Source organism: Lutibacter flavus (assembly GCF_900188355.1).
Lineage (GTDB): Bacteria > Bacteroidota > Bacteroidia > Flavobacteriales > Flavobacteriaceae > Lutibacter > Lutibacter flavus.
The window spans coordinates 1,106,167-1,132,180 of record NZ_FZNX01000001.1; the positions used below are offsets into that span (position 1 = coordinate 1,106,167).

The 26,014-nt window shown below is 29.6% G+C and carries 26 protein-coding genes; 11 read left to right on the top strand and 15 right to left on the bottom strand.

Going from position 1 to position 26,014, the window contains the following annotated elements:
• The first annotated feature begins 1 nt into the window (after position 1).
• Entirely contained in the window at positions 2-1,144 is a 1,143-nt protein-coding gene (ribB, locus tag CHB63_RS04850) for a 3,4-dihydroxy-2-butanone-4-phosphate synthase (RefSeq protein ID WP_089377273.1), read from the top strand.
• 16 nt (positions 1,145-1,160) lie between these two features.
• On the top strand, positions 1,161-1,871 hold the full coding sequence (locus tag CHB63_RS04855) for a DUF4369 domain-containing protein (protein ID WP_089377274.1): 711 nt from the start codon (positions 1,161-1,163) through the stop codon (positions 1,869-1,871).
• On the opposite strand, the gene pepE is transcribed toward CHB63_RS04855, so the two are convergent.
• Positions 1,863-2,570, bottom strand: coding sequence for a dipeptidase PepE (pepE, locus tag CHB63_RS04860; protein WP_089377275.1), 708 nt, complete (start codon positions 2,568-2,570; stop codon positions 1,863-1,865). The two genes, CHB63_RS04855 and pepE, sit on opposite strands and share 9 nt — an antisense overlap.
• Before the next feature lie 101 nt (positions 2,571-2,671).
• Here pepE and CHB63_RS04865 point away from each other — a divergent pair, with 101 nt between their 5' ends.
• From CHB63_RS04865 to CHB63_RS04890, 6 genes are all read left to right on the top strand, one after another.
• Positions 2,672-3,454 carry a peptidase associated/transthyretin-like domain-containing protein gene (locus tag CHB63_RS04865; protein WP_089377276.1) on the top strand — a complete coding sequence of 261 codons (783 nt, stop codon included), beginning with the start codon at positions 2,672-2,674 and terminating at the stop codon, positions 3,452-3,454.
• Positions 3,438-4,235: a carboxypeptidase-like regulatory domain-containing protein gene (locus CHB63_RS04870; protein WP_089377277.1), complete on the top strand. Its 798-nt coding sequence runs from the start codon at positions 3,438-3,440 to the stop codon at positions 4,233-4,235. Before CHB63_RS04865 ends, CHB63_RS04870 begins: the two co-directional genes overlap by 17 nt.
• Before the next feature lie 28 nt (positions 4,236-4,263).
• Positions 4,264-4,977: a hypothetical protein gene (locus CHB63_RS04875; protein ID WP_141107264.1), complete on the top strand. Its 714-nt coding sequence runs from the start codon at positions 4,264-4,266 to the stop codon at positions 4,975-4,977.
• Between the two features lie 66 nt (positions 4,978-5,043).
• Entirely contained in the window at positions 5,044-5,541 is a 498-nt protein-coding gene (locus CHB63_RS04880; protein WP_141107265.1) for a DUF6702 family protein, read from the top strand.
• A gap of 63 nt (positions 5,542-5,604) precedes the next feature.
• Complete coding sequence (locus CHB63_RS04885; protein ID WP_089377280.1) at positions 5,605-7,872, top strand: M1 family metallopeptidase; 2,268 nt, start codon at positions 5,605-5,607, stop codon at positions 7,870-7,872.
• Between the two features lie 183 nt (positions 7,873-8,055).
• Positions 8,056-10,314 carry a M1 family metallopeptidase gene (locus CHB63_RS04890; protein ID WP_089377281.1) on the top strand — a complete coding sequence of 753 codons (2,259 nt, stop codon included), beginning with the start codon at positions 8,056-8,058 and terminating at the stop codon, positions 10,312-10,314.
• 35 nt (positions 10,315-10,349) lie between these two features.
• Here the strand turns inward: CHB63_RS04890 and CHB63_RS04895 are convergent, their stop codons facing one another.
• The 14 genes from CHB63_RS04895 to CHB63_RS04960 form a co-directional block, all read right to left on the bottom strand.
• Positions 10,350-11,525 carry a GlmU family protein gene (locus tag CHB63_RS04895; RefSeq protein WP_089377282.1) on the bottom strand — a complete coding sequence of 392 codons (1,176 nt, stop codon included), beginning with the start codon at positions 11,523-11,525 and terminating at the stop codon, positions 10,350-10,352.
• Positions 11,526-11,587: 62 nt separating this feature from the next.
• Entirely contained in the window at positions 11,588-11,962 is a 375-nt protein-coding gene (locus tag CHB63_RS04900) for a HEPN domain-containing protein (RefSeq protein WP_089377283.1), read from the bottom strand.
• A 165-nt stretch (positions 11,963-12,127) separates the two neighbouring features.
• Positions 12,128-15,658 (bottom strand): pyruvate:ferredoxin (flavodoxin) oxidoreductase, encoded by a 3,531-nt coding sequence (gene nifJ, locus CHB63_RS04905; RefSeq protein ID WP_089377284.1) that lies wholly within the window; start codon positions 15,656-15,658, stop codon positions 12,128-12,130.
• Between the two features lie 447 nt (positions 15,659-16,105).
• The gene (locus tag CHB63_RS04910) at positions 16,106-17,599 is read right to left on the bottom strand and encodes a MoxR family ATPase (RefSeq protein ID WP_089377285.1); all 1,494 of its coding nucleotides are present in this window, start codon (positions 17,597-17,599) and stop codon (positions 16,106-16,108) included.
• Complete coding sequence (locus tag CHB63_RS04915) at positions 17,568-18,689, bottom strand: vWA domain-containing protein (RefSeq protein ID WP_089377286.1); 1,122 nt, start codon at positions 18,687-18,689, stop codon at positions 17,568-17,570. Before CHB63_RS04915 ends, CHB63_RS04910 begins: the two co-directional genes overlap by 32 nt.
• Before the next feature lie 6 nt (positions 18,690-18,695).
• Positions 18,696-19,058, bottom strand: a complete 363-nt coding sequence (locus CHB63_RS04920; RefSeq protein WP_089377287.1) for a hypothetical protein — start codon at positions 19,056-19,058, stop codon at positions 18,696-18,698.
• Positions 19,055-19,561, bottom strand: coding sequence for a CIA30 family protein (locus CHB63_RS04925; RefSeq protein WP_089377593.1), 507 nt, complete (start codon positions 19,559-19,561; stop codon positions 19,055-19,057). The genes CHB63_RS04920 and CHB63_RS04925 overlap by 4 nt, the downstream gene beginning before the upstream one ends.
• A 31-nt stretch (positions 19,562-19,592) precedes the next feature.
• Entirely contained in the window at positions 19,593-20,078 is a 486-nt protein-coding gene (locus CHB63_RS04930; RefSeq protein WP_089377288.1) for an SRPBCC family protein, read from the bottom strand.
• A 5-nt stretch (positions 20,079-20,083) separates the two neighbouring features.
• Positions 20,084-20,545, bottom strand: a complete 462-nt coding sequence (locus CHB63_RS04935; protein WP_089377289.1) for a TspO/MBR family protein — start codon at positions 20,543-20,545, stop codon at positions 20,084-20,086.
• Positions 20,545-21,072 (bottom strand): glutathione peroxidase, encoded by a 528-nt coding sequence (locus tag CHB63_RS04940; RefSeq protein WP_394335310.1) that lies wholly within the window; start codon positions 21,070-21,072, stop codon positions 20,545-20,547. The genes CHB63_RS04935 and CHB63_RS04940 overlap by 1 nt, the downstream gene beginning before the upstream one ends.
• A 32-nt stretch (positions 21,073-21,104) precedes the next feature.
• Complete coding sequence (locus CHB63_RS04945; protein WP_089377291.1) at positions 21,105-21,788, bottom strand: SDR family NAD(P)-dependent oxidoreductase; 684 nt, start codon at positions 21,786-21,788, stop codon at positions 21,105-21,107.
• 10 nt (positions 21,789-21,798) lie between these two features.
• A complete protein-coding gene (locus CHB63_RS04950) occupies positions 21,799-22,008 on the bottom strand; it encodes a hypothetical protein (RefSeq protein WP_089377292.1) in 210 nt (69 codons plus the stop codon).
• A gap of 2 nt (positions 22,009-22,010) precedes the next feature.
• Entirely contained in the window at positions 22,011-22,712 is a 702-nt protein-coding gene (folE, locus tag CHB63_RS04955; RefSeq protein WP_089377293.1) for a GTP cyclohydrolase I FolE, read from the bottom strand.
• Positions 22,675-23,088 (bottom strand): 6-pyruvoyl trahydropterin synthase family protein, encoded by a 414-nt coding sequence (locus tag CHB63_RS04960; protein WP_089377294.1) that lies wholly within the window; start codon positions 23,086-23,088, stop codon positions 22,675-22,677. Before CHB63_RS04960 ends, folE begins: the two co-directional genes overlap by 38 nt.
• A 168-nt stretch (positions 23,089-23,256) precedes the next feature.
• Here CHB63_RS04960 and CHB63_RS04965 point away from each other — a divergent pair, with 168 nt between their 5' ends.
• The 3 genes from CHB63_RS04965 to CHB63_RS04975 are packed head-to-tail and all read left to right on the top strand — an operon-like array spanning position 23,257 to position 25,851.
• Complete coding sequence (locus CHB63_RS04965; RefSeq protein ID WP_089377295.1) at positions 23,257-23,913, top strand: TetR family transcriptional regulator C-terminal domain-containing protein; 657 nt, start codon at positions 23,257-23,259, stop codon at positions 23,911-23,913.
• Positions 23,914-23,923: 10 nt separating this feature from the next.
• Positions 23,924-25,234 (top strand): ABC1 kinase family protein, encoded by a 1,311-nt coding sequence (locus tag CHB63_RS04970; protein ID WP_089377594.1) that lies wholly within the window; start codon positions 23,924-23,926, stop codon positions 25,232-25,234.
• Positions 25,234-25,851 (top strand): flavin reductase family protein, encoded by a 618-nt coding sequence (locus CHB63_RS04975; protein ID WP_089377296.1) that lies wholly within the window; start codon positions 25,234-25,236, stop codon positions 25,849-25,851. Before CHB63_RS04970 ends, CHB63_RS04975 begins: the two co-directional genes overlap by 1 nt.
• Positions 25,852-26,014: the final 163 nt, after the last annotated feature.

Sequence of the window (26,014 nt, forward strand, 5' to 3'; positions counted from 1 at the left end):
AATGGAATTTTCAAAAGGCAATATAAAATTGAATTCAATAAAAGAGGCAATTAACGATATTAGAAACGGTAAAGTTGTAATTGTTGTTGATGATGAGAATAGAGAAAATGAAGGTGATTTTGTTGCTGCTGCTGACAAGGTTACTCCAGAAATGATCAACTTTATGGCAACTATAGGTCGAGGCCTTATTTGCGCTCCTATAACTGAAAAAAGATGTAAAGAATTAAATTTAGATTTAATGGTTGGTGTAAATACTGACCCTCTTGGAACTGCTTTTACAGTATCGGTTGATTTTCACGGAAAAGGTGTTACAACTGGGATTTCTGCAAAAGATAGAGCTATTACCGTTAAATCATTAGCGGATAAAGCAACAAGACCACATGATTTAAGTAGACCAGGCCATATTTTCCCATTAAAAGCTCGTGAAGGCGGGGTTTTAAGAAGAACTGGGCATACCGAAGCCGTTATAGATCTTGCCCGCTTGGCAGGATTAAATCCGGCAGGTGTTATTGTGGAGATTATGAATGAAGATGGCACAATGGCGCGTCTTCCTCAATTATTGGAAATTGCAAACGAATTTGATTTAAAGATTATTTCTATTGAAGATTTAGTTGAATATAGAATGCAACATGATTCGCTAATTGAACTTTCAGAAGATTTTGTAATTGATACCCGATTTGGTGAATATAGATTACGTGCATACAAACAAACTACAAATGATCAAGTTCATTTAGCATTAACAAAAGGCTCTTGGGATATTGATGAAAAAGTGTTAGTTAAAGTAAATTCAACTTTAGTAAATAATGATATTTTAGGCACGCTTACAAAAAATCCAGATGACAAATTAACAGGAGTTTTTAATGCAATTAACAAGGCTGGAAAAGGAGCTGTTGTATTTATTAATCAAGAAAATCAATCATTTAATTTACTTGCAAGGTTGGCAATTTTAAAAGAAAGCCAGAAAAATGATGAACCATACGTGCCTAATTTAAAGATGGATGAAAAGGATTTTGGAATTGGTGCTCAAATTTTACACGATCTAGGAATCACAAAATTAAAAGTGCTTTCTAACGCTACCACTTTGCGTAAACGCGTTGGTATGACCGGTTATGGAATTGAAATAAGTGAGTATATAAATTATTAATAATTAATAAAATGCAATGAGATTTTTTTTTATTTTTTGCATTTTAACTTTATCTATTTTCAGTTGTAAAAAACAAACTGTTCAAAAGAAAAAACTTGTTTTAGCTCAAAATAAAGTATTTACCCTAAATGGTACTTTAGAAAATTTTTATCCAAAAAAAGTATTTCTTAATAAAATTATAGAAAATTCTATTTACGTTTTAGATTCTTCAAACGTTATTGATAATAAATTCACTATTAAAGGTTTTGTAGAATATCCAGAACGATTTGCACTTAGTTTTAATGAATATTCTGCTACAGTAGTTTTAATAATTGAAAACTCTGATATTAATATTAAAATTGATGCTCATAATTTAGAAGAACCTTTAATAAAAGGATCTGAATTAAATTCAAAACTAAGTGAGTATAAATTAAATTCGAAAAAGATTTTTAAAAAAATAGAGTATTTATTTCCACAATTTCAAAAATACAGATTAGAAAACAATGCCGAAAAATTAGAAGACTTAGGGATTGAAATGAGTAAAATTGAGCAAGAATATATAGATTATAGTTTCAATTTTATTGAAAAAAATAGAGATTCGTACATTGCTCCAATGATTTTGAGAGATCAATTAAAAAACTCAAAAATAGATACTTTAAAAATTATAAACACATTTAATCAATTATCTGATAAAGTAAAAAAATCACCTGACTCACAAATAATTGAGCTTCTTTTAAATTTACATTAAAAAACTTAAATCAGTGTCTGGTGGTAACTCTTTAGCTGGTTTCCCTTGTTGAAATAACCTTGCATCTAACGCCCCTTTTAAAACAACACTATTCCCTTTTACACTAATCCAACTTCCCTCTCTTAATCCTAAAACAGGAATTTTATTTAGTGTATGAAACTCATTTATGCGCGTTTCACGGGTTTCACCCATATGTGTTGAAGTAGGATCCGGATCTAAATAGTGTGGATTAATATTAAAATTAATAAACCCAAATACATTAAAACTAGGTGGATAAATTATTGGCATATCATTCGTGTTTTGAATTGTTAAGCCCGTAATATTACTACCTGCACTTGTTCCAAAATAAGGTATTCCGTTTTCAACAACATTTTTTATTGCCGAAATTACTTTAGTATCATACAACTGCTTAACTAACAAAAATGTGTTTCCTCCACCTGTAAATATACCTTTGGCATTATTTATAGCATCTATTGGGTTATTAAATTCGTGAATACCTTTAACTTTTATATTTATTTTTTCGAAAGCTGCTTTGGCTTTTTCAGTATAAGCTTCATGAGATAATCCACTTGGTCTTGCATAAGGAATAAATAAAATTTCTTTAATTCCAAAAAACAAATTAGACAACTCAGGTAAAATATATTCTAAGTATCCTTTACCGTGTACTGTAGATGTACTTGCTATCAGTAATTTTTTCATAAATGATAAGTTTTACCAAAAGTAACATTTTTCTGTGTTTTAACATAAGTTTATAATAGCCTTAATACTATTTTAAGACTTCAATAACGTACTTTGATTTAATGAAACTAAAACTAACCAACTTAACTCTTCTCATTTTTATTGCAACTAAGTCTTTTTCTCAAGAAAGTAACGCTGTAATAACGGGAAAAATTCTTAGTTCAAACAAGGTTATTGGCGATGTTCATATTATAAATTTAAAAAACAGATATGGAACTATAAGCAATACTAATGGTGAGTTTGAAATTTTAGTAAAAGAAGGTGATGTGTTGCTTTTTTCTTCAATTCAATATAAAAACATAAAAATTACCATCACAAAAGACCATTTAAAGGGTGAATTTTTAAATGTATATTTAACTTTAATCGTTAATAATTTGGACGAAGTTTTTCTTCACGGTTTAACTGGAAGTCTGGATTTAGATAGTAAAAGCACTCCAAATGATACAATTCCAAAAGCCAATTTTGTTTTTAAAATAAGTGATTTAGATAAAAAATTACCGGGAGATGAATTTGGTTATAAAGGTCATGTGAATGCCGAAGCCTTCACAAATCCTTTATATTTGGCTGGAGGTGGACAAGGAAGTAAATACAATAAACAATTGGAAGAAGAGAGAGCTGTAAAAAGAGAGGTAAAAAGAAAAACGGAATTTCCAATAAAGCTTAAAAAAGAATTTGGCATTGATTTCTTTATAAACGATTTAAAAATTCCAGAAGAAAATATTTTTAATTTTATTACTTATTGCGAGTATAGAGATATTTTAGATAAATACCATTCAAATAAGGTTTTAGAAGTTATAGAAATATTAAAAGAGGAAAGCAAAAAATACAATGCTATCAAAAAATAACAAATTTAATGTGTTATTCATTCTTTTTGTACTCGTTGTTTCTAAAATAACGGCACAAGAAAACTCTGAAATTATTTCTGGAAATATTTACAATTTAAACAAAATGGTTCCAAATGTGCATATTATAAATTTAAATACTAAAATGGGAACTATTAGTAATGTTAACGGTGAATTTGAAATTTCAGTTTCTAAAAATGATGTACTATTAATTTCTTCTATTCAATATAATCCTTTAAAAATTAGTATTTCAGAACGTATTTTAAATAATAAAAAGCTAAATATCACATTAAATGCAATTGTAAATAAATTACAAGAGGTTTTTTTAAACGGATTAACAGGGGATTTAAATTATGATATAAAAAACAAACCAAAAGATACGCTTCCCAACCACTCTTTTGTATTTAATAAAAGTGATGTTTATAAAATTAAACCTGATTATTCAACTGATTTTTCAAAAGCTCCTGATGCTGAAGTTTTAACAAATCCAATATTAATGAACGGAGTTGGCGCAAGTGTTGCTATTCCAGATAAAAGCATAGAAAGAGCATTAAAATTAAAACGTGAACTTAAAAAAAAGAAAAATTTCCCTTATAAATTAAAAAAAGAGTTTGGATTAGATTTTTTTATCAATGATTTAAAAATTCCTGAAGATAAAATTAATAACTTTATTACTTATTGTGAGTATCGAAATATCTATACTAAATATTATAACAATCGTGTTTTGGAAGTAATAAAAACACTGCAAGAAGAAAGCAAGATATACAATGAAATTAAAAACTAACTCCCTTCTATTTATTCAGATATTTTTAATGCTTTTTTGCCTAAAAATAGCTGCACAGGAAAATCGTGTTGAATTAACTGGAATTATAAAGCAAGATTCAATTTTATTAAATGATATAAATATTATAAATAAAGCAACAAATATAGGTGTAGCGAGTGATATAGATGGAATGTTCACAATTAAAGCAAAGGAAGGTGACTCCATTTTAATTTCTTCTATAATTCATAAAAACAGGACTATAAAAATTTCCAAAGCTCATATAAATTCAAAATTAATTATTGTTTATTTAGAATCTGAATTCAATGAATTGAACGAAATTTTTTTAACACAAAAATTTAGGTTAGAATTAGGTGATGTTTCTATTGATAAAAGAGCAATATTAGATTATAAAGAAGGTCCGAAGAACAAACCGCCTAATGTAGATAAATATAAGGAAACTAACGGAATAGGTCTTGTGAGTATTTTCAATTTACTAACTAAAAAAGCGAGGCTAAAAAGAAAGAATAGAAAACTAGAAAATGAAAAAATTAAAATGTTAAAAGATGAATTTCCTAACAAAATAATAAACTCATATGGAACTCCATTTTTTACAAATATTCTTGGTATTCCAAAAGATGAAATTTATTTGTTTTTAGATTTTTGTCAGGAAAAAGGATTATTAGAATTAATTGAAGTAAACGATTTTAGAATTAAAGATTTTTTAATAAAACAAGTTGTAATATTTAATGAAATTAAAAATTAGGTTAAATTAATTCTCAAATTTTGGAATGCTTTTTGTTTATTAGCCACTAAATATTATTTACTTAAAATGAAAAAAGTAAAATTCATCTATTTACTTCTAATTCTTCCCCTTTTTGCATTTACAATGCACAAATATTATATTAGTTTATGTGAAATTGAATATGTTGAAAGCCAACAAGCCGTTCAAATAACCTTAGGAATGTTTATTGATGATATTGAATATACTCTAAACCAGGATAATAACACCGAATTAAAAATTGCAACAAAAAATGAGGTTTCGACTATTGATGAATATTTTGAAAATTATTTAAATACTCATTTTAAAATTTCAATCAACAACAAGATACAAGGTTATACTTATATTGGCAAAGAATATGACGATGATATTGTTCGCTTTTATCTGGAAATTACAGATATTAGAAAACTTAATTCAATTGAAGTTACAAATACTTCATTAATTAAGTATTTTGACCAGCAACAAAACATTATTAAGATAAAAGCAAACAAAAAGAATAAAACCTATTATTTAGATAAAAAAACTTATAAATGTTTGTTAAAATTTTAACAAAAATCGAACTATAATGTTAAAATTATTTACTTTCGAATTAATAATCCAATCAAATCTCAAATGAAAAAAATAGTATTTGCTTTCCTAGCAATGGCAATGGTTTCAACTTCAATTTTTGCTCAGGAAATTGAGCCTGAAAAAGAAAAACAACAAGGTCATTACAACATAAGTAAGTTTAAACAGCTAAAAGAGGAGTTACCTACTCCAAATAAACAACATACAGCATCTGGAGCTCCAGGTTATGAGTATACTCAACAAAAAGTTGATTATAAAATAGACTTGGTAATAAACGATGAAAATCATACTATCTCAGGAAACGAAACAATAACCTATCATAATAATTCTAAAGATGTTTTAGATTATTTATGGGTGCAATTAGATCAAAATATGCGCGCACCAGATTCACAAACTCCTGATGTTAGAGGTGGTGGTCCGGACGCTTTATATTCTCCTTCAAAATTTACTAAAAAATTTATGGGAAAACCGTTCCAAGGTGGATTTAATATTGAACATGTGAAAGATGTAAATGGAAAGGAAATTAATTATATGATTAACCGAACAATGATGCGTATCAATCTTCCTCAGCCTTTAGCGGGTGGAGGAACATTTGTATTTAATATAAAGTGGTGGTATAATGTAAATAATTATAGGGAAGATCGTGGGCGTTCGGGTTATGAAATTTTTGATAATGGAAATTCTGCATATGCTATTGCTCAATTTTTTCCAAGACTATGTGTTTATAATAATGTTGAAGGCTGGCAAAATATGCAATTTTGGGGACGAAGTGAATTTGCTTTAGAATTTGGTGATTATGATGTTTCAATTACTACACCTAAAAACTTTATTTTAAATGGAACTGGTGTATTGCAAAATCCTAAAGATGTTTTAACTAACAAGCAAGTTAAAAGATATAAAGATGCCCAAACAACTTATGACAATCCTATTTATATTGTAACTCCTGAAGAAGCTGAAGAAGCTTCTAAAGAAAAAAGTGATAAAACAAAAACCTGGAAATTATCAGCAAAAAATGTACGTGATTTTGCATTTGCTACTTCACCAAGTTATATGTGGGATGCTATGGCTGTTAAATTAAATGACAAAACTGTAATGGCTTATTCATTATTTCCAAAAGAAGGTAAAGAATTATGGGAAGAGCACTCTACAAGAGTTGTTGCCAATACATTGAAAGTTTATTCTAAACACACATTTGACTATCCTTATCCTCATGCAACATCAGCAAATGTACAAATGGGAATGGAATACCCAATGATATGTTTTAATTTTGGTAGAGCCGATAAAAGCGGGAATTATAGTGAAAGAACTAAAAAAGGAATGATTGGTGTTATTACTCATGAAGTTGGGCATAATTTCTTCCCAATGATTGTAAATTCTGATGAACGCCAGTGGACTTGGATGGATGAAGGTTTAGATTCTTTCGTTGAAATTTTAGCTGAAAATGAATATGACCCGGAAATGTTTCCAATGGGAGATCAGCCAAAAAATATTACACGTTATATGAGTGGTGATCAGGATAGAATGTCACCAATTATGTCGCAAGGAGATAATGTTTTTAATTATGGTGCAAATGCATACGCAAAGCCTGCAGCTGGATTATTTATTTTACGCCAAACAATTATGGGGCCTGAATTATTTGACCATGCTTTTAAAACTTATGCTACAAGATGGGCATTTAAACACCCAACTCCCGCTGATTTCTTTAGAACTATGGAAGATGCATCTGCAATGGATTTAGACTGGTTTTGGAGAGGTTGGTTTTATACAACAGGCAATAATGATATTGGAATAAAAGAAGTTAAAAAATACCATATTACAGATAAACCAACAGAGCGAGCTATAAATGTATACAAACGCTATGGACTAACAGCTGATCAATTACCTCCATCATTATATTTAGTTGCTGAAGATAGTGAAGAATTCACAGAAGACTTAAAAGGTAAAAAAGCAGAAGATTACTCAATCTTAAATGAATACATAGAAAGTAACTTTACTGCCGAAGAAAAAGCTAATTTAAAAGCTCCAAAATATTTTTATGAACTCGTATTTGAAAAGCCTGGAGACTTAATAATGCCGCTTATTGTTGAATTTGAATATGAAGATGGTACAAAAGAACGCAAACAATATCCAGCTCAGATCTGGAGACTAAATGATAAAGAAGTTACAAAAGTTTTTCCATCTAGTAAAGCCATCAAATCTATAAAAGTAGATCCGGATGAGCAAACAGCAGATGTTGATATGTCTAACAATAGTTGGCCAAAAACAACCGAAACTAAATTTGACGAATTCAAAAAGAATCAAATAAAAAGTTAAAAATAAATAGGCTGTCTAAAAAGTATTGAAAACCGTCATTCTGAACTTGATTCAGAATCTCATCATGCTGATAATCAATCATTATGTGAACCTGAATCAGGTTCAGGTTGACGAAAGTTTTACTTTTTAGACAGTCTCTTTTTTAAATTCTTATATTTAATGAATAAACATCTTAAATTATAAATGAAAAAAATAGTACTACTCTTAGCAATTTTCACTTTTATTTTTACAAGCAATTTTGCACAAGAAAATGAAGTTCAAAAAGGACATTATAATACCAGTAAATTTAAACAATTAAAAGAAGAGCTCCCTACTCCAAATACCCAACATACTTCATCTGGCGCTCCGGGTTATGAGTATACTCATCAAAAGGTTGACTATAAAATGGATATTGTTTTAGATGATGAAAACCAGCGTATATATGGAGAAGAAACAATAACATATCATAATAATTCTCAAGATAATTTAGAATATCTATGGCTTCAATTAGATCAAAATAAACGAGCTTCAGATTCTAAAAGCCCTGAAATAGTTAGTTCTGGACCAAATTCTTTATATAGTCCTGCTCAATTTTCAAAAACTTTTATTGAAGAGCCTTTTGATGGAGGATTTAAAATTGAATATGTTAAAAATATTGATGGTAGTGATGCTTCCTATCTTATAAATAGAACTATGATGCGTCTTAATTTAGAAAAACCATTGGTTTCCGGAGCATCTCATTCCTTTAAAATAAAATGGTGGTACAATATAAACAACCATGTAACTCAAGGCGGAAGGTCTGGTTTTGAACACTTCCCTTCAGATAATAATAACAGTTATGTAATTGCTCAATTTTTTCCAAGATTATGTGTTTATGACAATGTTGATGGATGGCAAAACGATCAGTTTTGGGGAAGAAGTGAATTTGCATTAGAATTTGGTGACTATGAAGTTTCAATTACTACACCAGTTGACCATATTTTAGGAGCAACAGGTGTTTTAACTAATGAAAAAGCTGTACTTACCAGAACACAACAAAAAAGACTGGCAGAAGCTAGAAAATCATTTGAAAATCCCGTTTTAATAGTTACTCAAGATGAAGCCATAAAAGCTGAACAAGAAAAATCTAAAAAAACAAAGACTTGGAAATTCTTTGCTGAAAATGTTCGTGATTATGCCTTTGCATCTTCAAGAAAATTTATTTGGGATGCTATGGCAGTTGATATTAGTGGAAGAACTGTGATGGCTTACTCCTACTATTCAAAAGAAGCAAACCCATTGTACGGAGATCATTCTACTAGGGCTGTTGCACAAACTCTAATAACGTATTCTAAACATACTTTTGACTATCCATATCACAAAGCTATTTCAGTTGACGGCCAAATGGGTATGGAATATCCACAAATATGTTTCAATCCAGGAAGACCAAATCCAGATGGGACTTATAATGATCGTACAAAATATAGAATGATTGGTGTAACTATTCATGAAGTTGGACACAATTTTTTCCCTATGATTATAAATTCGGACGAACGTCAATGGACTTGGATGGATGAAGGTTTAAATTCTTTTGTTCAAATGTTAGCTCAAATGGAATACGAAGAAGGGTATCCTTTAAGTAGAGGCTTACCAAAAAATATTACGGGATATATGAGTGGAGATCAATCTAAATTGTCACCAATTATGGCAAAAGGAGATGATTTATTTAACTTTGGAAGTAATGCATATGCAAAACCTGCAACAGCTTTGTGGATTTTGAGGAATACTATTATGGGGCCAGAACTTTTTGATTATGCTTTTAAAACTTACGCAAAACGTTGGATGTTTAAACACCCTACGCCTGCTGATTTCTTTAGAACTATGGAAGATGCTTCGGCAATGGATTTAGATTGGTTTTGGAGAGGTTGGTTTTATACAACAGGGAATAACGATATTGGAATAAAAGAAGTTAAAAAATATCATATTACAGATAAACCAACGGAGAGAGCAATTAACGTTTACAAACGTTACGGTTTAACAATTGATCAGTTACCACCTTCATTATATTTAGTAGCAGAAGATAGTGAAGAATTTACTGAAGACTTAAAAGGTAAAAAAGCAGAAGATTACTCAATCTTAAATGAATACCTAGAAAGTAACTTTACTGCTGAAGAAACAGCTAATTTAAAAGCTCCAACCTATTTTTATGAATTAACATTTGAAAAACCAGGAGAATTAGTAATGCCAATTATTGTTGAGTTTGAGTATGAAGATGGTACAAAAGAACGTAAACAATATCCTGCTCAAATTTGGAGATTAAACGATAAAGAAGTTATTAAGGTTTTTCCTTCAAACAAAGCTATTAAAAGTATAACTGTAGACCCTGATGAAGAAACTGCTGATGTTGATTTGAGTAATAATAGTTGGCCAAAAACAACTGAAACTAAGTTTGATAAGTTTAAAAAGAACGAAATAAAAGGATAAAAAAAATCCCATTGAACTAATCAATGGGATTTTTTTTAAAAATTTCTATACTTTTCAGAAATCTCAAAAACGTGTTGTAGAATACGTTCTTCTTTTTTATCAAAATCTAAACCTTTGCGTTGAAATACTAAATTAGCTGTTTCTGTAGCTTTATTAATTTGATAGGTTGAAAAACCAGCTGCTCCACCCCAACTAAAAGAAGGAATAAAGTTCCTTGGAAAATTACTGCCATAAATGTTAGCACTTACACCTACAACAGTTCCTGTATTAAACATTGTATTTATAGCACATTTAGAATGATCTCCCATCATTAATCCACAAAATTGCAGACCTGTTTTAGCAAATCTCTCAGTCTCATAACTCCATAACTTTACTTCAGCATAGTTATTTTTAAGATTTGAATTATTTGAATCCGCACCAATATTACACCATTCGCCTAATACTGAGTCCCCTAAATACCCTTCATGACCTTTGTTAGAATAACTCATTAAAATACTATTTTTAACTTCACCTCCTACGGTGCAATTCGGTCCAACGGTAGTTGCTCCGTATATTTTTGAACTCATTTTTAATACAGAATCATTGCCTAAACTAAAAGGTCCTCTAACTACGCTACCTTCCATAATTAATGCATCCTTTCCAATATAAATAGGTCCGGTACTTGCATTTAAAGTTGAAAACAGCACCTCTGCTCCTTCTTCAATAAAAATATCTTCTTTATTTAAATAGTATACCCCTTCTGGAATTGGCTGTGATTTTCTACCTTCTGTAATTAATTCAAAATCAGCTTTTAAAGCTTTATCATTTAAAGAAAATAAATCCCATGTATTACATATTTGGAGAATAGGTTCATTAAATTCTATTTGATCGTAAGCAATAAAATTAACTTCGTCTTGTGATTCGGTAGTAAAAAATGCTATTACTTCATTATCTTTAAAAATGGCTTGATTCTCTTTTAAATTTTTTATTTTATTTACAAGTAATTCTGATGGCAAATAGGATGCACTTATCATAATATTTTGCTCCATTTCAACCATTGGATATTTTTCTTCTAAATATTCTTCAGTAAGTGTTGTTGTAGTATAACCTAGATATTTTTCCCATTTTTCACGAATAGTTAAGATTCCTATTCGTAAATCTGCAACGGGTTTTGTGTAGGTAAAAGGCAATAGTGCATTACGTACCGCACCATCAAATAAAATATAATTCATGTTTATATAATTTAAACAAAGGTACAGTAAGTTTTTTTTTCTTCAAATGAAAAAATAATCTTCTATAATACTTTTACTTTTCTTAAATATGTATCAATAATATCTGCAGTATCAAAGCAAGCACTTACAGAATTAATTTCTGAACAATAACGGGAATCAATTGCATGGCTTTTACACCCTATTGGATTTAAATCAATATTTTTAAAATTTTCATCAATGGCTACGCACTTATTATAAAGTGTTTCAATAGTTTCATTTATGCCAATTTCAATACCATTTTTTGATAAAAACCCTTTAAGAAAATTTTCTGTTGCGAATTGTGCGTTTTTACAAACTGAATAAGTTACAATATCTTCAGAAGGCTTAAACAATTCATTTTTTGCTAATTGTAAATTTTTTGTTGCTTCCTTAAAAAAAGCTTCTGATCTTGATTTCATGTGTTTATATTTATTGTTTTTAATTGTCACATGTTGTTCGCTAATAATCACTCCCCTTGAGTGATAATGTTTTTAACATGCTCCTTTCATAATAATAATTTTTAATTGACGTATAAAAAAAGTGCCAGGTGTATAAAACACCTAGCACTTTAAAATTAGTTTAGTTTATAAATTTTTATAAAGCTCTAATCGTTCCCATTGAACATCTACTTGTTCTTGAGCTCTATCTAACAAGTCTTTAGCCATTTCAGCATTATCTTTAACAACTCTTGTAAAACGAGTTTCAGAATACATAAATTCTTCTAAAGGTGCTGATGGTGCTTTTGAATCTAATCTAAATCTTTTTCCTTTAGCTCCTAAAGGATCAAATCTAAATAATGGCCAGTAACCAGTTTCAACAGCTTTTTCTTGATGTGCCGCTCCATCTTTTAGGTCGTAACCATGTTCACCACAATGTGAATAAGCTATGATTATTGATGGCCCTGGATATGCTTCAGCTTCCTGAATTGCTTTTAAAGTTTGGTTATCTTTAGCTCCAATTGCAATTTGCGCTACATAAACATTACCATATGAAACTGCTTGTAATGCTAAGCTTTTCTTATTGCTTTGTTTACCTTTCATTGCAAATTTTGCACTTGCTCCAAGTGGTGTAGCTTTTGAAGCTTGTCCACCAGTATTTGAATACACTTCAGTATCCATTACTAAGATATTTACATTTTCACCAGATGCTAATACGTGATCAACACCACCGTAACCAATATCATAAGCCCAACCGTCACCACCAAAGATCCAAACTGCTTTCTTACGTAAATACTCACTAAGGTTTCTTAGTTTTTTAGCTTCATAAGTATCAATGGTATCTAAAATCTCATTTAATTCAGCAATATCTTTTAGTTTTTCGGCTTTTAAAGCTTCTGTATTTTCTGGACTATCAATAATTTTATTTACCAATATACTTCCAATCTTACTTTCTAAAGATTTTAATAAATCAACTGCAATTTCTTCTTTTTTAGTTAAGGCTAATTTTATACCTAAACCAAACTCTGCATTATCTTCAAACAATGAATTTGCCCAAGCTGGTCCTCTACCATCTTTATTTGTAGTATATGGTGTTGTTGGTAAGTTTCCTCCATAAATTGAAGAACAACCTGTTGCATTAGCAATTACCATACTATCTCCATATAATTGAGTGATCAACTTAATATATGGTGTTTCACCACAACCAGAACAAGCACCTGAGAACTCGAATAATGGTTCTAAGAATTGAGATCCTTTTACATTTGTAGTTACTAATTGCGTTCTGTCATAATCTGGAAGGTCAATAAAGTAATCCCAGTTTTCGTTTTCAACTTTTTCAACTTCAGATTTTTTTGCCAAATTAATAGCAAAAACGTTTTCAACTTCTTTACTTTCAGCTGGACAAACAGCAACACAAAGGTCACATCCTGTACAATCTTCTGGTGAAACTTGTAAAACATAACTTTCCGTTTTACTATCAAATGGTCTTCCTTTAGCTGGTACATGTTTTAAACCTGCCGGAGCATTTTCTAATATATCGTTTGAAACTACTTTAGCTCTAATAGCTGCGTGTGGACAAATTGCAACACATTTGTTACATTGTGTACAAAGGTCTGCATCATCCCAAGTTGGAACAGCATCTGCAATTCCACGTTTTTCAAATTGAGTTGTTCCTGTTGGGAACGTTCCATCTGCTGAAAATGCACTTACTGGTAATAAATCTCCGTTACCAGCTAATATTGTTCCTAAAATTTCTTTTGTGAAATCATCAGCTTTATCAGACATCATAGGCACCAATCCATCTTGGTTTGTTGTATGACGAGGATACTCAACTTTTTGTAAGTTCTCTAAAGATTTATCAACCGCATTAAAGTTCATTTCAACAACACCTTCACCTTTATGAGAATATGATTTTACAATTGCATCTTTAATTTTTTTGATTGCTTCATCTTTTGGAAGTACACCAGAAATTGCAAAGAAACAAGTTTGTAATATGGTATTTGTACGTTTACCAAGGTTTGCTTCAGCGGCAACTTTTGTTGCATCAATAACATAAAATTCAACATTATTATCAATAATTCTCTGTTGAACAAGACTTGGTAATTCAGCCCAAATTTTATATTTTGAATGTGGAGTATTTAAAAGGAATGTTCCTCCTTTTTTAATCTTTTTCAAGATATCATACTCATTAATAAAGTTTGGTTGGTGACAAGCAATAAAATTAGCAGTGCTTATTAAATATGAAGAATAAATTGCTTCTGGTCCAAAACGTAAATGTGAAATTGTTTGTGCTCCTGCTTTTTTAGAGTCATACACAAAATATCCTTGCACATAATTATCAGTTGTTTGACCAATAATTTTAATAGAATTTTTATTTGCACCAACAGTACCATCAGATCCTAAACCATAGAACATACAGTTAAATGTAGATTTTCTTGTTTGGAAATCTGGTTTGTACGGTAAACTTGTATGTGTAACATCATCATTAATACCAATTGTAAAGTGATTTTTAGGTGAATTATTTTCTAATTCATCAAAAATTCCTTTTACCATAGAAGGTGTAAATTCTTTAGAAGAAAGTCCGTAACGACCACCAACAATAGTTGGCATTGATTCTCCCATTTCAACATATGAAGTAACAACATCTAAGTATAAAGGTTCTCCTGTACTTCCTGGCTCTTTAGTTCTATCTAAAACAGCAATTTTTTTCACTGTTTTTGGCATATGCTCAATAAAATTATGAACAGAGAACGGACGGTATAAACGTACGAATAACGCTCCAACTTTTTCACCTTGCTCAACTAAAGTGTCAATAGTTTCTCTTACCGGACCTTGAGCAGACCCCATAATAACTGTTACTTTTTCAGCTTCTGGATGACCAATATAATAGAATAAGCTATATTTTCTACCTGTTAATTCCGCAAATTGATCCATTGTATTTTGAACAATTTCAGGAACTTTTTCGTAGTATGTATTTGCAGCTTCACGTGCTTGGAAAAATACATCAGGATTTTGAGCAGTACCTCTAATTACCGGATTATCTGGATCTAATGAATTCTTTTTATGTTTCATTATATCCTCTTCTGGCATCATGGTTTTTATTACTTCATCAGAAATTGCATCTATTTTAGAAATTTCATGTGAAGTTCTAAATCCATCAAAAATGTTCATAAATGGAACTTTACTTTTTAACGCTGCAACTTGCGCAATTAAAGCAAAATCATGAGCTTCTTGAACTGAACCTCCAAACAACATAGAAAAACCAGTTTGTCTTGCAGACATTACATCTGAATGGTCACCAAATATTGATAAGGCATGTGTTGCTAAAGTTCTAGCTGCAACGTGAATTACTGTTGGCAATAATTCCCCTGCCATTTTATACATATTCGGTAGCATCAATAACAAACCTTGTGATGCTGTAAATGTAGTTGTTAAAGCACCTCCTTGTAAAGCCCCGTGAACAGTACCTGCTGCTCCACCTTCACTTTGCATCTCAATAATTCTTGGTACATCACCCCAAATATTTTTTTGCCCTTCTGAACTATAAACATCTACATGTTCTCCCATTGGGGATGCTGGAGTAATTGGATAAATTGCACAAACTTCGTTTGTTTTGTGAGCAACAATGGCTACGGCTTCATTCGCATCACAAATTAATTTCTTCGTTTCTGGTTTCATTTTTACATTATATTTACACTTAATAATTTACAAAATCTATACTAAAAAGAGAAAAAAATTGCAAACTATATAATTCGACTATTCGATTTAATATTGTAAAATTATATGTTTAATGTAAGAGTTATGCTGATATATATCAGCAAATAAAGTGGTGATTTTATTTAGAATACATCAAAATAATGTTTTTAATTTATTAACAATCAGCGCATAAAATTAAATAATCGATCTGCTTTGAAATGCTCTGTAACAAAATTAACAATTCAATAACAAAACTTTAACCTTCATTTTTTATGAAAACTATTGATAATTTTTGTTTTGGATGTGTTTTAGAATTAAATAATAAGTGAAAAAATAATTAAATTTAATTCAAAATTAGGAGTGACCATCTTTTTATAGTTTTCTGCAGAATTATCTCAAAAAATAAATTAATAAATGTCCTATTTAAATTTATAAATTTGATAAATAGGCCCCTAGTGTATCTCTAAATGAAAATCCTTTTGTAATACGCTGTTTATTTAATTTTTTATTTTCAACCAAAGACCATAAAACAAACTCTTTTACAAACAAGCGATCCTTAATTTCAATCTCTGACATAAATTTATTTATTATGGAATCTAAAGGTGTAATGCTATTTAATATTGTACTATAATCTTTTTCAGAAGCATCATCCATCAATTCAAAAGAACCATTTTCGAAAAACCAATCTAAGACCTCTCCATATGGATCTTTTTCATTTTCGTGTTTTAATTTTTTTATTGCAGGAAAATGATTTGCAAATAATGTTTTAGCCGCATTCCCTATTAAAGATTCAGCTACAAAAGCTGCGCCTTCTTGTTCCCCTTCGTAAACCAACTCTATTTTACCAGTAATAGCTGGAATAACTCCTAACACATCGCTAAATCTAACAGTAGTCGTTTTTTCTCCTGAACTTAAACACCTATATTCTGCTGCACTTAATAGGTTTTCATAGGCTGAAATACTCATTCGTGCACTTATACCACTTTTATTATCTACATATTCACTGGTACGTGCTTCAAAAGCAATTTGTTCAACCAAATCCTTTACCATTTCAGGTATGTAAATTTCACAAACTCTATTAGTCTGTAATTTAGCTTCTTGCGTAGTAATGGTTTTTGAAACTTGAATGTTTTTAGGATAATGTGTTAATATTTGAGAACCAATTCTATCTTTTAAAGGTGTTACTATACTTCCTCTATTTGTGTAGTCTTCTGGATTGGCTGTAAATACAAATTGTAAATCTAGCGGCATTCTTAACTGAAATCCTCTAATTTGAATATCTCCTTCCTCTAATATATTAAATAACGCAACTTGAATTCTGGCTTGTAAATCTGGCAATTCATTAATTACAAAAATACATCGATTTGCTCTTGGAATCATTCCATAATGTATCACTCTTTCATCTGCATAGTTTAATTTTAAATTTGCGGCTTTAATAGGGTCTATATCACCTATTAAATCTGAAATAGTAACATCTGGTGTTGCCAATTTTTCGTAAAAACGATTACTTCTGTGCAACCAGTTAATTTTTGTTTCATCACCATATTTTAACACTTGTTCTTTTCCGTAAGCACTTATAGGATTTAAAGGGTCGTCATTTATTTCAGAACCTTCAATCACTGGAATATATTCATCTAACAATTCAATCATTAAACGGGCTAATCTTGTTTTAGCTTGACCACGCAGTCCTAAGAAATTGATATTATGCTTAGACAGTATTGCTCTTTCTAATTGCGGAATTACAGTGTTTTCATAACCATGAATACCTTCAAAAGAAACGTTATTTTTTTTAAGATTCTCAATTAAATTAGAACGCAATTCATCTTTTATACTTTTTGAAATATAACCCGCTTCTTTTAATTCTTTGATTGTTTTTATAGTAGTATGCATATTATCTAATTCTTTTTTTTCTATTATTCTCATAATCGTGAAAAATCATTTCACCCAAACCTTCCAATCCTGTATAAAAAGCTTTCCCTCTATTTGATACTGTAAATTCTTCAACAAAAGATTGTAAATAAGGGTCTTGAGCAATCATAAAAGTTGTAATTGGAATGTGTAATTTTCTTGCCTGAGCAGCCATATTATAACACTTCTCAACAATAAATTTATCTAATCCATTACTGTTTTTATAATAAGTACCATCAGACAATTGCAAACAACTTGGTTTACCGTCGGTTATCATAAAAATATGTTTGTTTGTATTTCTTTTTCTCCTTAAAATATCCATTGCTAACTTTAAACCTGCAACAGTATTTGTATGATAAGGCCCTACTTGAAGGTATGGTAAATCTTTTACTTTTATAGGCCAAGCGTCGTTTCCAAAAACCAAAATATCTAAGGTATCTTTAGGATATCTGGTGGTAATTAACTCTGCCAATGCCATTGCCACTTTTTTAGCTGGTGTAATTCTATCTTCACCATACAAAATCATACTATGACTTATATCAATCATAAGTACCGTACTCATTTGAGATTTATGATGTGTATCTTCAACAACCAAATCTTGCTCAGTTAATTTAAAACTCCCTAAACCGTGATTAATTTGAGCATTTTTTAAACTTTCTGTAATTGATAAACGATCTAACGAATCTCCAAACTCAAAATTTCTATAATCACCAGTATGCTCATCTCCAATACCAGTAGTTTTTGTTTTATGATTACCTAAACCACTTTTTTTAAGTTTTCCGAAAATTTGATTTAATGCATTTTTTCGAATCTCTCTTTCTGTTTTTGCTGTAATACTACTTTTAGAATTTCCGTCTGGCGTTATGATTTCTTTTAAATACCCTTTATTTTTTAAATCTTCAATAAAATCATCTATGGTATAGGCATCGGTTGTAAGCTTATATTCTTTATCAAGCGTTTTTAACCAATCAATAGCTTCATCAAAATCTCCTGAAGTATGGGTAATTAACTCTTTAAAAATATCAAACAGCACCTCAAAAGGACTTTTTATTTCAGCCTTATATGGTGTAAATTTAAAACCTGTTCTATTCCTTTTTTTACTCATAACTTCCTAAATTTCATAAAAACTTAAAATGCGTTGTTTAACAATTCCAATAATTCTTTTATTAATTTCTTTAGTTGAGTTTTTATAGAAATTATACTCTTCAACAGAAAAATGACCAATTACAAAGCCTTTTATTTCGTTTTTTAATTGATGATCTTTCAAAAAAGTAGTTGTAATAAATTTATTTCTTTCGACTTCCGTTGCTTTTAATATAGCTATTTTTCTTAACCCAGCGTAATTCTGAAAATAAACGAATAATAAATCATTTAATGATTTAATAATTGGGCGTAGCGATTCATTCTGAAACTTTTCTAGCTCTTTTGTCTTATCAAATATAATTGCATTGGGTATCAACGGCCTTTTTTTCATTCTAAAATAATACTATCAATTATCAATTGAAATTCTTCATTTTTCTTATTTCCTATTAAAAACCCAAGCTCTTCTAATTCGGTTCCAGAAAAATTTGGCATATCTAATTTTCTCCCCCTAAAGGTAGGAGTCAAATCCGCTAGTTTAATTTCAATAGTTTGCCATTCACTAGTTGTTTCAAAAATGTTTATATATGAATATTGATTAAACATAGATGGCTTAACCCTAAACTGATATTTCTTTCCATCTCCCTTTAAACGAATTTTAATAATTTTAAATTTAGATACATTTATTTTTTCAAAACGATGTCTTAGTGATGAAAATCCACCATTATTCTCCAAAGAAACTTCTCCTTTAAAAACTGCATTCCCATCAATATCAATACTAATTGAACTATTAGACCTACCCCCCATTACTACATCATTTACCACCCTCCATCCTACAAGGCTACTATTTTTATTAAAATCAATAATTGTTAAACTTGTGCATATTACTGCTGCCATAATTGTTATATAATTTAAGATAAACATTTTTTTATTTGTTAATTTCACCAAAAAGTTCGACTAACTTTTTTGTTCTATAGTTAAAAATTTCTGTTAGCTTAGGTTTTACTAAAAAAGGATGCACCAACCTCCCAATAAATCCTAATGGCACTTTATAATCTATTATATCTTCCATTTCTACCCCTCCTTCAATTGGATTTATAAAATGTTTGTGATGCCATAGAGCATAAGGTCCAAAACGTTGCTCATCAACAAAATATTTTTTGTCAACCACTTGTGTAATTTCAGTGACCCAGTTTGTTTTTATTCCTAATACAGGTGTTACAATGTACTGAATTATTTGCCCTGCAAACATTGGCTTGTCTGCTCCCGAAATAATATCAAAACTCATATAATCTGGCGTAATTGTTTTTAAATTTTTTGGATTTGATAAAAACTCCCAAGCCTCATCAACTGAAATTGGCAATTTTTGTTTTGAAGACAATCGGTAAACTATTCCTTTTGATGAAAATTTCATGAAATTCAATTTTTTAAGTAAGAATAAGCATTTAAACTAGTTGCAATTAAGAGCCACACAAAATATGGTGCAATTAACAAGGATTTTAATTTCATATCAGAAAGAAAATTGAATGTATAATAACCAACTAAAACCGTAAGTAAAATAATTACAATTAAGGCAAAACCGATGGCGTGCTGATTAAAAAATATAAAGTTCCAAGATACATTTAAAACAAACTGAATTATAAACAGCATCCAAAAAGTATTACTTACTTTTATGTTTACCAAATACGATAAATATATTGAAAAACAGACCATTATAGTTGTCCAAGCAACACCAAAAACCCAGCCTGGTGGTGTCCAAGGAGCTTTGTTTAATGATAGATACCAATTTGAAGTTGGGCCACTATTCATTAGCCAACTACCAATACCAAGTGCCGAAAAATTTATTAGTAAAAACAATACTAACCACATAAATTGTTTCATTATAGTTGTTTTGTAATTTTACTACTCATTGGTTTTGTAATTGAATAGTAATAATCTATAAAATTGCCATTTTCATCTAATAAATATTTTTGAAAATTCCACTTTACAGAACTACTTTTAACTTTGTTTAATTCTTTTTGAGTTAACCATTTATATAAAGAATGCTGATTATCACCTTTAACATCAACCTTTTCAGTCATTAAAAATGTAACTCCGTAATTAACCTGACAAAAAGATTGAATTTGCATAGCATTTCCAGGTTCCTGACCGCCAAACTGATTGCAAGGAACTCCTATTACAACCAATTTATCTTTGTAAGTTTCGTGCAATTTTTGCAAATCGGCATATTGTTTAGTAAATCCACATTCTGAAGCGGTGTTCACAAAAAGAATTTTCTTGCCTTTAAATTTTGATAAATCTATTATTTCTCCCGATAAACTTTTTATAGAAATATCATAAATTGATGCTATAGGTTTCATAGATATTGGATTATTTGTAGTTACTGTTGAAAAAAACAAACTAAACATAGTTGTTATTATTACTATTAATTTCATAATTATTAACTTTTAAAAGTTACAATACCACAATCTAAACTTATTATTTGCCCAGACATTGACCCTGATTTCTCGGAAATCAAAAAATCTGCCATATCAGCTACTTCTTGTGGTATTAAATATTTTTTTAGCGGATGTCTCTCTGCAATTGCTTCTTTCATTGCATCATTTCTTAATATTTTTTCAGCTAATGTTGTATTTGTAATTGTAGGCGCAATGGCATTAATACGAATTTTTGGAGCTAGCTCTGCTCCTAGAGATTTCACAAGCCCTTCTACAGCCGACTTTGCCGATGCGATACTGGTATGAAAAGGCATTCCTAATTTAGTTGCAACAGTGCTAAAAAGCAATATGGTTGCACCATTTTTTTTCTTTAATTGTGGTAAATATTTTTGTATTGCTTTAATGGCCCCTAAAACATTAATTTCAAAATCACTTTGAAACTCTTCAATTTTAAGTCTTGAAAATGGTTTTAAATTAATGCTGCCAGGGCAATAAATTAGGCTATCTAATTCACTTAAATCAGGCAACTCATCTACTAAAACATCACATGAATAATGTGTTAAATTTTCGTGACTAATAGTAGGTTTTGTTCTGCTTATATTTACAACTTTATGTGTATTAAGCTGATTCTTTAAAATAGCACCTCCAATTCCTTTACTACCGCCAATAATAACAATTGTCTTCATAATTAAAAAATTAATATTTTAGTCGCTTTTCAATTTTCCGTTTTATAACCGTTAGTCGTTTCATTAAATCCATTAATTCTGGATCTTTATTTTTCTTATACAATTCATTTATTTCCAATATCAAAGCTTTAACTTCTCTAGAGGCTAAAATCCTTTCATTTGTACTTTTTAATGATAGCTTGCGTTGTTCAAATTCCAATGCTTTTTCAATTAACTCCATATTTATAGTTTTAAATAATTTTGAAGTTCGACAATTTTTTTTGAATTATTAAACACACCGCCAAAAAAACTTGTTACAGTAGCTGATGAATCATCTTTTATTCCTCTTGAAGCAACGCATAAATGTTTTGCGTCAATAATTACAGCCACATCATCCGTCTCTAAAATATCTGAAAGTTCTAGAGCTATTTGATTGGTTAAACGCTCTTGCACCTGAGGTCTATTTGCAAAATACTGAACAATTCTGTTAATTTTAGAAAGTCCGATTACCTTTCCAGATGAAACATAAGCCACGTGTACTTTTCCAAAAATTGGCACAAAATGATGCTCACAATTTGAATAAAACTGAATGTTTTTTTCAACCAACATTTGATTGTATTGGTATTTATTATCAAACAATGCAATTTTTGGTTTATTAACAGGATTTAATCCCGAAAAAATTTCATCAATATACATCTTAGCAACTCTTTTTGGTGTTCCTTTTAAAGAATCATCCGTTAAGTCCAAACCCATTACATCCATTATTTGAGCAAATAAATGGCTTATTTTTTCTTTCTTTTCATCATCACTTAACACAAAAGCATCTCTCGTCATTGGAGTTTCAATTCCTGTATATAAATGGTCATCACCTATTTCATCAAACGTAAAACCATTTAGTTTAGTCCCATTAATAGGGGTATTCAACAAAGTTTCTTGGTGTTTCATAAAGTTTAATTTTTAATTCATATTTTTCCTCCATAAGAGGTCTTAAAATCATATAGACAATCATTGCTATATTTTCAGTTGTTGGATTTAACGTTTTAAAATCTTCAACATCTAAATTCAAATTTTTATGATCAAATTTATCTAGCACATGTTCTTTTATTAAGTCTGATAGCTGTTTTGTATCAATTACATACCCAGTATCTTTATCAACAACACCAATTACTTTCACTTCTAATTCGTAATTGTGACCGTGATAATTAGGGTTATTGCATTTACCAAATACAGCTGTGTTCTTCTCATCGGACCACAGTGCATTATGCAATCTATGTGCCGAATTAAAGTGTTCTTTTCTTGTGACAGCAAATTTGTTATTCATTTTGTTTAATTTATTTTGTGTAAAGATAAACAAAAAATATTTATAACTCAAATAAAATAATTTGTTTATCCTATATCTTTATAAGTTTTATTTATTAAAAAAAATAGTATTGTTTATAATTTTTTGTTTAATTTGCATTAAATTAAGTTAAACAATATTACAATTATTATGGCAAAAAGAAAAAAAATAACAAAAGACGAAATCATTTCTAGTTATATGACCTATATATTAGAAAACAATACACCTCCCAAATCTGTTTTTGCTTTTGCAAAAGCAAACAATTTTGAAGAAGCTCAATTTTATACCTGTTTTGGTTCTTTTGAAGCGATAGAAAAAGAAATCCTTAAAACATTTTTAAACAACACAATAGAAACTTTAAACAAAAGTGAAGAATACGCATCTTTTGATTCAAGAAACAAATTATTAAGTTTTTATTTTACATTTTTCGAAACCCTTTCAGCAAATAGAAGCTATATTTTACTTTTGTTAAAAAAGAACTCCGCACATTTAAAAAAATTAGCTACACTTTCAGAATTAAAAAAAGGATTTACTAACTACATTGATGAACTTGAAATTGAAACAGTTGATTTTAAAGAGAAAAAAATTACACAAATTCAGAAAAAAGGAATTAAAGAAACTGCTTGGATGCAACTTTTAATTACTATAAATTTTTGGATGAACGACACTTCTCCTTCCTTTGAAAAGACAGATATTTTTATTGAAAAATCTGTAAATACCAGTTTTGATTTGCTAGATACTACACCTTTAAAAAGTATGATTGATCTTGGCAAATTTTTATATAAAGAAAAAATGAATGTAAACTAATTTAAGAATGATAAAAACCATAGATTCTATTCCCGTTTCAAAAATACAGAGAGCTTCAAAACTAATGCAAACCGGCGCAAAAGTTGGTGTAAATTATTTAAAATATTATGGAGATAAACTAGTAAATACTGAACTAGAAGCAAAAGATCGTTTAAATAAAAACAATGCTGAAGATATTTATGATGGGCTAAAAAAATTAAAAGGAAGTGCTTTAAAAGTGGCTCAAATGTTGAGCATGGAAAAAAGTATTTTACCCCAAGCTTATGTAGAAAAATTTTCTTTATCACAATTTTCTGTACCTCCGCTTTCAGCACCTTTGGTTATGAAAACATTTAAAAAATATTTCGGAAAATCTCCAAGCGAGTTATTCGACACTTTCAATGCACGCTCTGTTAACGCTGCAAGTATTGGGCAAGTTCATAAAGCAACTAAAAACGGTAAAAATTTAGCTGTAAAAATACAATATCCAGGAATTGCAAATAGTATTTCTAGTGATTTAGCTTTGGTGAAACCCATCGCAATAAGTATGTTTAATATTAAAGGTAAAGATTCTGATAAATATTTTAAGGAAGTTGAAGATAAATTAATTGAAGAAACCAATTACATACTTGAAATTAAACAAAGTAAAGAAATTGTGAAAGCTTGCGCTCATATACCAAACTTAAAATTTCCAAGCTATTATGAAGATTTATCTTCAGAAAGAATTATTACAATGGATTGGATGCATGGCGAACATTTATCCGAATTTACAGCACATAATTCAAACCAAGAAAAATCTAATAAATTAGGGCAAGCGCTATGGGATTTTTATATGTATCAAATACATATTTTAAAAAAGGTACACGCCGATCCGCATCCTGGAAATTTTTTAATTTCTGAAAACAGTGAATTAATTGCAATCGATTTTGGTTGTATGAAAACCATTCCAAATGAATTTTATATTCCTTATTTTGAATTAGCAAAACAAGAAAATATTAATAATGTTCAATTATTTAAAAAAACATTATTTGAGTTAGAAATTTTAAGGACTGATGATTCTGATGAAGAATTAACTTTTTTCACGGCTATGTTTCATGATATGTTAAGTTTATTTACACAACCATTTCATGAAGAAACATTCGATTTTTCCAATCCAGATTTCTTTAAACAAATTGCTGAATTAGGTGAACGTTATTCAAAAAGTAGCGAACTTAAAAATATGAATGGAAATAGAGGCTCCAAACATTTTATTTATATCAACAGAACGTTTTTTGGACTCTACAATTTAATGTTTGACCTAAAATCTAAAGACATTAAAATTAACAATTTTAAAAGTTTATAATGAATTATTTCAATAATACGGATATTAATTCTTTGGAACACTTATATAAAATTAATCTTATAAATAGCTGTGCAGGATATAAGTCAGCTAATTTAATTGCAACAAAATCGACTGATGATAAAACAAATTTAGCTATCTTTAGTTCAGTAATACATTTAGGATCTTCGCCGCCGTTATTAGGCTTTATTTTAAGACCAACATCTGTTCCTAGAAATACTTATGAAAACATTATGGAAACTGGTTATTTTACAATCAATCATATTCATGAAAAAATATTAAAAGACGCTCACCATACATCAGCAAAATATGACAAGTCTATTTCAGAATTTGATGTGACAGATTTAGAAACTGATTATAAAAATAACTTTTATGCACCTTTTGTAAAAAACAGCCCAATTCAATTAGCTATGAAATATCTTGAAGAATATGATATAAAATCTAACAACACTAAACTTGTTATTGGGGAAATACAAGGTTTATATGTTGAAAAAAATCTAATTGAAGATGATGGCTTTATCAATTTATCAAAAGGGGCTATTGCGGCTATTAATGGTTTGGATGGCTATTCTATCCCAAATTTAAAAGAGAGATTAGAGTACCAAAGACCTAAAAAGTAGTTTTTTGTGTGTTTAGATAAACGTTCGATTATTGGTGTTTTTCACCAACAAAAGCTGAAAGTAACTGTCATTCCTGCGTAGGCAGGAATTTAATTTTAGAACGTATGGATTCCTGCCTAAGCAGGAATGACAAAAATGATAGAAAATAAAGTAACAATAAAAT